Here is a 9,049-nt window from a genome sequence, read left to right on the forward strand (position 1 = left end):
GGCGACAAATACCTGCGCAAGCTGGTCATTGTCGGCATGACGTCACTTGTACGTCGTGCAAAATACAATCCCGGTAAGATCGAACCACGCCTGGCGGATCTGCTGGCGCGAAAGCCCACAAGGGTAGCCACCGTCGCGATGGCGAACAAGACCGCGCGGGTCATCTGGGCGATCATGGCACGTGGCGAAACCTATCGTACGGGCCACCAGCCGACCCTGGCAGCATAACAATACAGGATTTAGCTGAAGAGGAGATCAGCTTCACGAGGTTGCGAGCGCGATGCGATGTGATGGCAGACCGGTCAGACCGGGAACAGGGACAACCTAACTTGAGTCTAAGGCGTCATAGCCTGAATAACAGAATGGGACCTTGTTCGCGGACTCCATCAGGGCCAGCAGTCTCAACCGACTGCATCAACAGGCCGGACAGAAGACTGCACCCGACGAATGCCACTGCGTCAATTTATCTCTTGCAACGCGGGAGCCATCCACAGAAGACTCAAGTCGGACATCGCGCCATGTCCGGTTCGTGCCATTAGCGACCGGTGCACCGCAGCAAACAGCATCTCTATTCGATCACCGCGGGCAATCACGGTACTGGTGGGTTATTGACCCATTTGAGAAATCGGCCAGCTAATCAGCCGACTATGCATGAACTGACATCCAGCCACTTCCAGTGTGCTGGTTTGTGACTCGTTGCGATACTCAATCCTGAGCCCTCGCGAACCCGGAGAGGTTCTCACGGAACGATGGGCGGATGATATTCGAGCGTATAGGCCAGTGCCCACAGCAGGAACAACACGACCGGCAGGTGCACCAACAACTGCAAGAATGTGAACCCTACTAGATCACGAGCGCGCAGTCCCAACACTCCAAGCAACGGCAACATCCAGAACGGATTGATCAGGTTGGGCAGCGCCTCGGCAGCATTATAGACTTGCACTGCCCACCCGAGATGCACCTTAAGATCGTTGGCTGCCTGCATCACATAGGGTGCTTCTAACAACCATTTGCCGCCACCTGAGGGTACAAAGAATCCCAATATCGCCGAATAGACACCGATCAGCAGCGGATAAAGGTGCTGGGTGGACATGCTCACGAAGGCGTGACTGATGTGATCGGACACAGTCACCCCGGCACCGTTCTTCGCCTGGGTCAGGATCGCGGCGATCGCGCCGTAGAGCGGAAACTGTATCAACACTCCCGCCGTTGCTGGCACTGACTTGGCTACTGCCGCCAGAAACCGCTTCGGCCGCCAGTGCAACAACAATCCCGCCATAACGAAGAGAAAATTGTAGGTATTCAGGTTCGAGATCGCGAGGATCGCACTTTGACGGGAGAATTCGTAGAACAGCCATCCGGCCGCGAGCAGTGAGAGAAGAATGGTCAACATAGGCGAATGCTCGAGCCAATCGCCGGGTTTTTGCGGCGGCAGTACATTGATTTCCTCTTCATGAGAAATCTCAATCCCCATCGCCTCCGCCGTCATGGCAGCGCTCGGCCCCGGCGCCGACCAAATCGCGATGCTAATGGAGATGACAAGCAGTACTGCGGTGATCAAGAACGATTGCCACATGAAGATCGTTTCGGTGAATGGGATCACACCGGTGATCGTCAGCAGGCTTTTGGGCAGGCTCGCGGCATTTGCTTGCAGCTGCGCCGCCGACGAAGAGAGGCCCATCGCCCAGGTCGCACCGAGCCCCAAATAAGCCGCAGCCCCTGCCGCGCGGTAGTCCATGTGCAACTCACGCCGCTCCGCCAGCGCGCGGACTAGCAAGCCGCCGACAATGAGGCTGAACCCCCAATTGAGCAGCGAGGCGATCATGGCAGCCGCGGCGACGAGTCCAACCGCCCCGGTACCGGTTTTCGGTAGTCTGGCAAGGCTGCGGATAAGTCGCTGCGCTGGCGCCGAGGTGGCAACGACATAGCCGCCGATCACGATGAAGGCCATCTGCATCGTGAAGGTGATCAGGCTCCAAAATCCGTTGCCGAATGCCACACTGACGGCTAGCGGCGACGCGCCATTCGCGATTGCGCCAACTGATACGACCATGACTGCAACAGCGACGAAGATATAGGCGTCGGGAAACCAGCGTTCGGCCCACGCCGTGAAGGCAATGGCTATTCGAACCAAGGCACCGTCGGTCGTAGTTGACCCACCGGAAACCGGACCTGAGGCCGCAGCTCGCGTTGTTGGCATCGCTAATCCCCCCAGTTTTTGTTACTGACCATGAACGACGCGCCGAATTCCACAGCTTAAGCTTATACGATCTACCGACAATTGACATCAAAGAAGACTGAGGACCGGCATTGTATCGGCTCAACCGAGCGCTTTGATAGGGCCTGAAACCGGCATCAAAACCATTGCCGCGGTACACAACCAATGTCGCTGTTGGTTAGAGTCGAGGATGGGCGCGGTAGCAATCGTGAGGTCCGGTTTACACCCGAAAGCAGACTCAACTCGGACATCGCGGCATGTCCGAAAGGTGCCACTTCCGGACTCATGCACTGCAGCAAATGAAACTCTTATACCGTCGGTGGGCAAAGCAGCGTCGTTGTGGGCGAGTGCTGAGAGGCTCCGAAGCCGACGGAGAAATCGGACCGCGCAAGTCTGGATTCGTTCGATAATTGGGATAAGGTTGCGCTACTTGCGCAGAAGAAAATGAAAACGACCCCCGGGAGGAAATGATGCTCGACACCACGCTTAACGCGCGCGTCCAAGTTTTTCTCGACAAATTCGACGCCGCGCTTGTGGCGGGCGATCTCGACGCCGCCATTGGAATGTTCGCTCCGGAATGCTACTGGCGCGACCTTGTTGCGTTCACCTGGAACATCAAGACGATGGAAGGCCGCGATCAGGTCCGCGACATGCTCGCGCATTGCCTCGCGCGCGTGAAGCCGCGCAACTGGAAAATCGCCGAGGCTGAGACAGCAACCGAAGCTGGCGGCGTGACCGAGTCCTGGATCTCGTTCGAGACCGAGGTCGCGCGCGGATATGGACTCATCCGCCTGCAGAACGGCCAGATATGGACGCTGCTGACAACGATGGTCGAGCTAAAGGGCCATGAGGAAAAGGCCGGCTTCACCCGACCGCTCGGCGCCCGGCATGGCGTCAATCCCGGCGCAAAAACCTGGAAGGAATTGCGCGACGAGGAAGTCGAAAAGCTCGGCTTCGAGACGCAGCCCAACGTGCTCATCATCGGCGGCGGCCAGGGCGGCATCGCGCTCGGCGCGCGGCTGCGCCAGCTCGGTGTGCCCACGATCATCGTCGAAAAGAACGCACGTGCGGGTGATTCCTGGCGCAACCGCTACAAGTCGCTCTGCCTGCACGACCCCGTCTGGTACGATCACCTGCCCTACATCGACTTTCCCAAGAACTGGCCGGTGTTCTCGCCCAAGGACAAGATCGGCGATTGGCTGGAGATGTACACCAAAGTCATGGAGCTGAACTACTGGACCAACACCGCGGCCAAACACGCAGATTGGGACGAAGCCAAAAAGGAATGGATCGTCGTCGTCGAGCGCGATGGCGAGGAGATCACGCTGCGTCCAAAACAGCTGGTGTTCGCGACCGGCATGTCGGCCAAGCCGAACATGCCGAAATTCAAGGGCATGGACAGCTTCAAGGGCGAGCAGCACCATTCCTCGCGCCATCCCGGTCCCGACGGCTACAAGGGCAAGAAGGTGGTCGTGATCGGCTCGAACAATTCCGCGCATGACATCTGCGCCGCGCTCTATGAGGCCGGCGTCGACGTGACCATGGTGCAGCGCTCGACGACCCATATTGTGCGCTCGGAATCGCTGATGGAAAGCCTCGGCGATCTCTATTCCGAGCGCGCCGTTCGCGGCGGCATGACCACCGCGAAGGCAGATCTGATCTTCGCGTCCCTGCCCTACAAGATAATGAATCAGTTCCAGAAGCCGGTCTACGACAAGATCCGCAAGGACGACGCCGGTTTCTATGTGGGGCTGGAGAAGGCCGGCTTCCGGCTCGACTTCGGCGACGACGATTCCGGCCTGTTCATGAAATATCTGCGCCGCGGCTCCGGCTATTACATCGACATCGGCGCCTCGCAGCTCATCATCGACGGCAAGATCAAGCTGGTCACGGGTCAGGTCGAGCAAATCACACCCAATGGCGTCAGGCTCGACAACGGCCAGGAATTGCCGGCCGACGTGATTGTCTACGCCACCGGCTACAGCTCGATGAACGGCTGGGTCGCCGATCTCGTCAGTCAGGAAATGGCCGACAAGGTCGGTAAGGTCTGGGGTCTCGGCTCGAATACGACAAAGGACCCCGGCCCATGGGAAGGTGAGCAGCGCAACATGTGGAAGCCGACGCAGCAGGAAGGCCTTTGGTTCCACGGCGGCAATCTGCACCAGTCGCGCCATTACTCGCAATTCCTTTCCCTGCAGTTGAAGGCGCGCTACGAGGGCATCCCAACGCCGGTCTATGGCCTGCAAACCGTCTATCACAAGGCCTGAGGTTGCAAAGCACACAGCGGGGCTCGCGGGTTGCGAGCCCCATGCCGATCCGAACGATGCCGTGTCGCTACCAGCCGGCAGCGAGCCGATGAATGCAATCGCTTCGTTCAAGCATTGCGGGCGCGCATCGGGCCGGCCTCACTCGCGTTCGGCTGGAGCGATTGCCGGGTGACGGCGTGGCTAAAGGCTGCTCTCTCACCCCTTCAATTTCATCTTGCCCATGAAATCGCGTTTTCCAAGCGGCGCGCCCTTGTGGCGGAGAATGTCGTAAGCCGTGGTCGCATGGAAAAAGAAGTTCGGCAGCGAGAACGACATCAGGAAGCCTTCCGCCGTGAACGGGAGCGCGCGGTCGCCGAGCTTGAAGGTGACATCGCGGCCGACGAGCGCGTTGACAGCCTCCAGCGTCAAGACTGAGAGCTCATTGCGCGCCTCCGTTACCAGTGCCTGAAGTGCGGCATAGTCGAGGTCTGGTTTGCCCGACGACGGGGCGAACACTCCGTTCTTCGCCGCCTCCATCGCACCGCGCGAATGATGTGCGACTGAGACGATCTGGAAACGGAACGGCAGCATGTCAGGTGCAAGGCGCGTCTCGACAATCTCGGCCGGATCGATGCCCTTCTCGCGGAAATGTGTGATGCTCTTCTCAAGGAAGCCGCCGACGGCGCCGAGAATCTGGAGGTAGTTGGCGACGGTTGCGTCGTAGAGCGAAAAGGCCATGGCGTACGTTTCCCATCACTTTGTGTGTTTATTGCGTGAGGTACAGTTCCCGGAAATTGCACGGATTGCAATCGGCGGAGAAGGAAACTGACGCACCGTCAGGGGTTGGTCGGCTGGTGAAGCCCGCTTCCCGTTGTCAGTTGGGAAGCTGCACCTGGTGATGATCGACCAAGGCCAGCAGCCGGAGGACATTGGGGAGCGACGGATGTCTCTTGTGGGTCCAGCCTGTGTGAAAACGGCCTTCAATGATATGATTCTCCTACGATTTGCCGGAGGATTCGATGACGCGCTTTGTCGTTGGCGATGATCGCAGTCAGAGCACTTTGTTTCCCGAGCGGTTGGATGACTATTTGGGCGAGGACAATCCGGTCCGGGCGATCGATGTCCTTGTCGATGAGCTTGATCTGGCCAAGCTCGGCTTTGGCGGTGTCGAGCCGGAGGCGACGGGAAGGCCGGCCTATCATCCTGCGACGTTGTTGAAGATTTACGTTTACGGATACCTCAATCGGGTGCAGTCGAGCCGGCGTCTGGAGCGGGAGTGCCAGCGCAACATAGAGCTGGTTTGGCTGACCGGCCGCCTGATGCCGGACTTCAAGACCATAGCCGACTTCCGCAGGGACAACGGCGAGGCGATCCGCAAGGTCTGCCGCGAGTTCGTGGTGCTGTGCCGCCGCCTTGAACTGTTCAACGAAGCGAGCGTTGCGATCGACGGCAGCAAGTTCAAGGCCGTCAACACGCGGGACCGGAACTTCACCCAGGCCAAGATGCAGCGGAGGCTGGCGCAGATTGACGAGAGCATAGCGCGGTATCTCACGCAACTCGACAGCGCCGATCGCCAAGGCGAAGCGGTACCGGAGGCAAAAATCACCCGGCTCAACGAAAAGATTGCGACGCTGCGTGAGGAAATTCAACGTCTGAACGGTCTGAACACTCAGATGATGCAGACCGAGGACAAGCAGATCTCGCTGACCGATCCCGATGCACGCTCGATGGCCACCAGCGGCAGGGGCAGCGGGATGGTTGGGTACAATGTGCAAAGTGCCGTCGACACCAAGCATCATCTCATTGTTGCCCATGAGGTGACCAATGTTGGTTCTGATCGGAGCCAGCTATCCCGCATGTCTGAGCAGGCGCGTGCAGCGATTGGTTCTGAGGCCATCGAGGCTGTAGCCGATCGCGGGTACTATAGCGGCGAGGAAATTGTGGCCTGCGAGCAAGCCGGCATCACAGTTTATCTGCCGAAGCCGATGACCTCGGGCCTTCTTGCCAAAGGCCGCTTCGGCAAGCAGGACTTCGTCTATGTCGCCGCGGACGACGTTTATCTTTGTCCCGCCGGTGAGCAGCTAACCTATCACTACACCAATGAGGAAGAGGGCAAGACACTACGTCGCTATTGGACCACTGCTTGTCAGGCCTGCGCACTGAAGAGCAACTGCACAACAGGCAAAGAGCGGCGAATCTCACGATGGGAGCACGAAGCCGTCCTTGAGGCTGTGCAAGCGCGGCTCGATCGGAACCCGACTAAGATGCGAGAGCGCCGCCAAACTGTGGAGCATCCCTTCGGTACGATAAAGTCCTGGATGGGAGCCACGCTCTTCCAAATGAAAACGCTCAAGAACGTCAGTACCGAAATGGCGCTACACGTCCTGGCCTACAACATGAAACGGGTAGTGCGCATTCTGGGTGTCGGCGGATTGATAGAAGCGATCCGAGCATGAAATCCGCTTCGCTGATCCGGCCCCGCCATCCCAACCAAAAAACCGCGTTTTTACACAGCCTGGGTCAATCGCGTCGGTTTAACGATGTCCCCGTCGCTTCCGCTTTACCCCTGATAGCCGACCTTCGTCGGAAGGGTCGGCATGTCTCAAACGTGCCAGGAAGAGACATCTCAACGAAGCACGCTCGCGATCTACACACCGGACTCCACCAAAAAAACCGGGACATTGCCCAAGGCTCTTTGCATTCCCTTGTTTGATCGCGCGTTCGGTATTGCGGGGCGGCAATCACTCTACTTCGCTTGCAGGCGGTAGACGTACTCGGTCAAAGCAAGAATTTTTCCACGCGCGAAGGCTTCGTGATCGTAGTAAGGACTGATGTTTGCGCTCATCGCCATGTAATCTCGGCCCCAAACTGGCATCTCCCTAGTGCCGTGGGCCTGTACCTGCTCCCTTCCATCAATAGTTTGATATACCCTTGCAAAAGGAAACACGCCGCCATTGTTTTTCGAAAGCGTCGTAAGGTTGGGAATAGTTTTACTTAGCAAACTCGAAAATGCTCCTTCTTCTTTAGCTGTGCCACTTAAACCGTGGCATATGGCGCAATGCGAATCGAATTCCCACTTGCCTATATCGACGCTTTTATCCGCGGCCATATTCTGTTGCGCATGTGCCGTCGTGACAACGCCGACCGCGACTACACCAATTGCAAACACTTCGACCAATTTGGAGTACATTTTGTCCTCCCGTCAGATCTGAAACTTATTATTATATGCTGGCGGGTTACTTCGCCTGCAGCGTGTAAACGTAGCCGATCAGTGCGATGATCCGGCCCCGTACAAATGAATCGTACTCTTTGGCGGTGCCCATTCCATCGGTTAATCCAACCGCATTCTCATTATACTCCTTTCCCCATACTGGCATATCGCGCGGTCCGTGAGCCGCAACCGCTTCCCGACCGTCAATGACATCGTAAACCCGTTCAAAGGGAAATACGCCCATATTGCCCTTCTGAATTTTTGTGAGGTCGGCAGGGCGCTTCATGAGAGACGCGACGAGTGGACCATCTCCTTTCCCACTGTCGCCATGGCACGTCGTGCAGTGCGCCATGTATTCATACTTTCCCGTATCGAAACGTTGCCCTGCGGGGCCACTCTTTTGCGCGTTTGCCGAAGTGACAACGCCGACCGCGATTACACCGATTGCGAGCACTCCGACCAATTTGGAATACATTTTTTCCTCCTGTCAGATGGGGCACGCCCGCGTCGGCTAATCGACGCTCTGCCTCAGAAGTGCATTGGTCCTACTTAGGTTGAACGTGCGGCGAGGAGTGGTGATGTGCAATGCGCCATTCCCCATCCCGCTTCGTAAGGAGCATAGTAAAGCGCGAAGGCCCGGGAACCGGCTGACCATCTTTCATTCGTGTAAACTCATAAAAACCGGTAACAAGAACGGCATTGTCGCCCAGCACAATCGTCCGTCGTTCGCCGATAGCATTCGTATTGCCGGTGAGCGGACCAAAATATTTGGTGATGGCCTCCGTTCCTTCCGAGATGACGGGGCTTACGGTGCCGAGCAGAATCGCGTCGGACGTGTAGAGTTTTACCAATGCGTCTCGGTCATTGGAGCTATAGGTCGCCGACCACCTATCAACGAGGCGATTTGCATCCTCTGCCGGGCCTGCGATGGCCCCCGATGCCACTAGCAGAAGAGAAACAGATAGAACTCTGGCTAGGTTCATATTTGTCTCCTCTTTCTCCTTGCAGCACGGATAAGACGAACCCGGAATGTTCCAGATCAAATGGTCAGTGGTCCTGATAGAATTGTTTCAGCCGCCTCATCCCTCCCGCCATTTGTCGCCTTTGGGTGTCATTCGCTATCGAAATGGAAATCGACCAGTTCCTTGCGATGCGCTTTCAGCTGTCGAAGGGTCCCCTCTTCGTCAACACCCATCAGCCGAATATTTTGATAGGGCCGAACCGACATCGAAAGCATTGTCGTGGGGCGCGCCGATGTCGGCTTTGGATCCAGGCTGTGTGAAAACACCATCAAATGATATGATTCTCCTGCGATTTGGCCGGAGGATTCGATGACACGCTTTGTCGTTGGCGATGACCGCAGTCAGAGCACTT

The 9,049-nt window shown here is 57.3% G+C and carries 8 protein-coding genes and 1 pseudogene; 3 read left to right on the forward strand and 6 right to left on the reverse strand.

All coding sequences use genetic code 11. The annotated features are described in order from the left end of the window. Nucleotides 1-228 (forward strand): annotated as a pseudogene (locus E8A46_RS21475) (IS110 family transposase); the annotation flags it as partial. Between the two features lie 511 nt (nt 229-739). Here the strand turns inward: E8A46_RS21475 and E8A46_RS21480 are convergent. Continuing rightward, nucleotides 740-2,200, reverse strand: a complete 1,461-nt coding sequence (locus tag E8A46_RS21480) for a TIGR00366 family protein (RefSeq protein ID WP_291565594.1) — start codon at nt 2,198-2,200, stop codon at nt 740-742. Nucleotides 2,201-2,688: 488 nt separating this feature from the next. Here E8A46_RS21480 and E8A46_RS21485 point away from each other — a divergent pair, with 488 nt between their 5' ends. Then, nucleotides 2,689-4,485 (forward strand): NAD(P)/FAD-dependent oxidoreductase, encoded by a 1,797-nt coding sequence (locus E8A46_RS21485; protein ID WP_291565596.1) that lies wholly within the window; start codon nt 2,689-2,691, stop codon nt 4,483-4,485. A gap of 195 nt (nt 4,486-4,680) precedes the next feature. Here the strand turns inward: E8A46_RS21485 and E8A46_RS21490 are convergent, their stop codons facing one another. Further along, on the reverse strand, nt 4,681-5,202 hold the full coding sequence (locus tag E8A46_RS21490) for a DUF1993 domain-containing protein (protein ID WP_291565598.1): 522 nt from the start codon (nt 5,200-5,202) through the stop codon (nt 4,681-4,683). A 281-nt stretch (nt 5,203-5,483) separates the two neighbouring features. Here E8A46_RS21490 and E8A46_RS21495 point away from each other — a divergent pair, with 281 nt between their 5' ends. Further along, nucleotides 5,484-6,920: an IS1182 family transposase gene (locus E8A46_RS21495; protein WP_291565600.1), complete on the forward strand. Its 1,437-nt coding sequence runs from the start codon at nt 5,484-5,486 to the stop codon at nt 6,918-6,920. Between the two features lie 290 nt (nt 6,921-7,210). Here E8A46_RS21495 and E8A46_RS21500 read toward each other — a convergent pair whose 3' ends face one another. The 4 genes from E8A46_RS21500 to E8A46_RS21515 all read right to left on the reverse strand — a co-directional run. Next, nucleotides 7,211-7,654 carry a hypothetical protein gene (locus tag E8A46_RS21500; RefSeq protein ID WP_291565602.1) on the reverse strand — a complete coding sequence of 148 codons (444 nt, stop codon included), beginning with the start codon at nt 7,652-7,654 and terminating at the stop codon, nt 7,211-7,213. A 46-nt stretch (nt 7,655-7,700) separates the two neighbouring features. Further along, nucleotides 7,701-8,150, reverse strand: coding sequence for a c-type cytochrome (locus E8A46_RS21505; protein ID WP_291565604.1), 450 nt, complete (start codon nt 8,148-8,150; stop codon nt 7,701-7,703). A 70-nt stretch (nt 8,151-8,220) separates the two neighbouring features. After that, the gene (locus E8A46_RS21510) at nt 8,221-8,658 is read right to left on the reverse strand and encodes an SgcJ/EcaC family oxidoreductase (RefSeq protein WP_291565606.1); all 438 of its coding nucleotides are present in this window, start codon (nt 8,656-8,658) and stop codon (nt 8,221-8,223) included. A gap of 201 nt (nt 8,659-8,859) precedes the next feature. Then, nucleotides 8,860-9,049 (reverse strand): hypothetical protein (locus tag E8A46_RS21515; protein WP_291565608.1); only part of this gene is annotated, 190 nt, incomplete at its 5' end.

The organism is Bradyrhizobium sp. (genome assembly GCF_004799445.1).
Taxonomy (GTDB): Bacteria; Pseudomonadota; Alphaproteobacteria; order Rhizobiales; family Xanthobacteraceae; genus Bradyrhizobium.

What these genes read in the sequence shown, in the direction of transcription:
- E8A46_RS21480 (WP_291565594.1), bottom strand. Translation starts at nt 2,200, where the DNA reads ATGCCAACAACGCGAGCTGCGGCCTCAGGTCCGGTTTCCGGTGGGTCA.
- E8A46_RS21485 (WP_291565596.1), top strand. Translation starts at nt 2,689, where the DNA reads ATGCTCGACACCACGCTTAACGCGCGCGTCCAAGTTTTTCTCGACAAA.
- E8A46_RS21490 (WP_291565598.1), bottom strand. Translation starts at nt 5,202, where the DNA reads ATGGCCTTTTCGCTCTACGACGCAACCGTCGCCAACTACCTCCAGATT.
- E8A46_RS21495 (WP_291565600.1), top strand. Translation starts at nt 5,484, where the DNA reads ATGACGCGCTTTGTCGTTGGCGATGATCGCAGTCAGAGCACTTTGTTT.
- E8A46_RS21500 (WP_291565602.1), bottom strand. Translation starts at nt 7,654, where the DNA reads ATGTACTCCAAATTGGTCGAAGTGTTTGCAATTGGTGTAGTCGCGGTC.
- E8A46_RS21505 (WP_291565604.1), bottom strand. Translation starts at nt 8,150, where the DNA reads ATGTATTCCAAATTGGTCGGAGTGCTCGCAATCGGTGTAATCGCGGTC.
- E8A46_RS21510 (WP_291565606.1), bottom strand. Translation starts at nt 8,658, where the DNA reads ATGAACCTAGCCAGAGTTCTATCTGTTTCTCTTCTGCTAGTGGCATCG.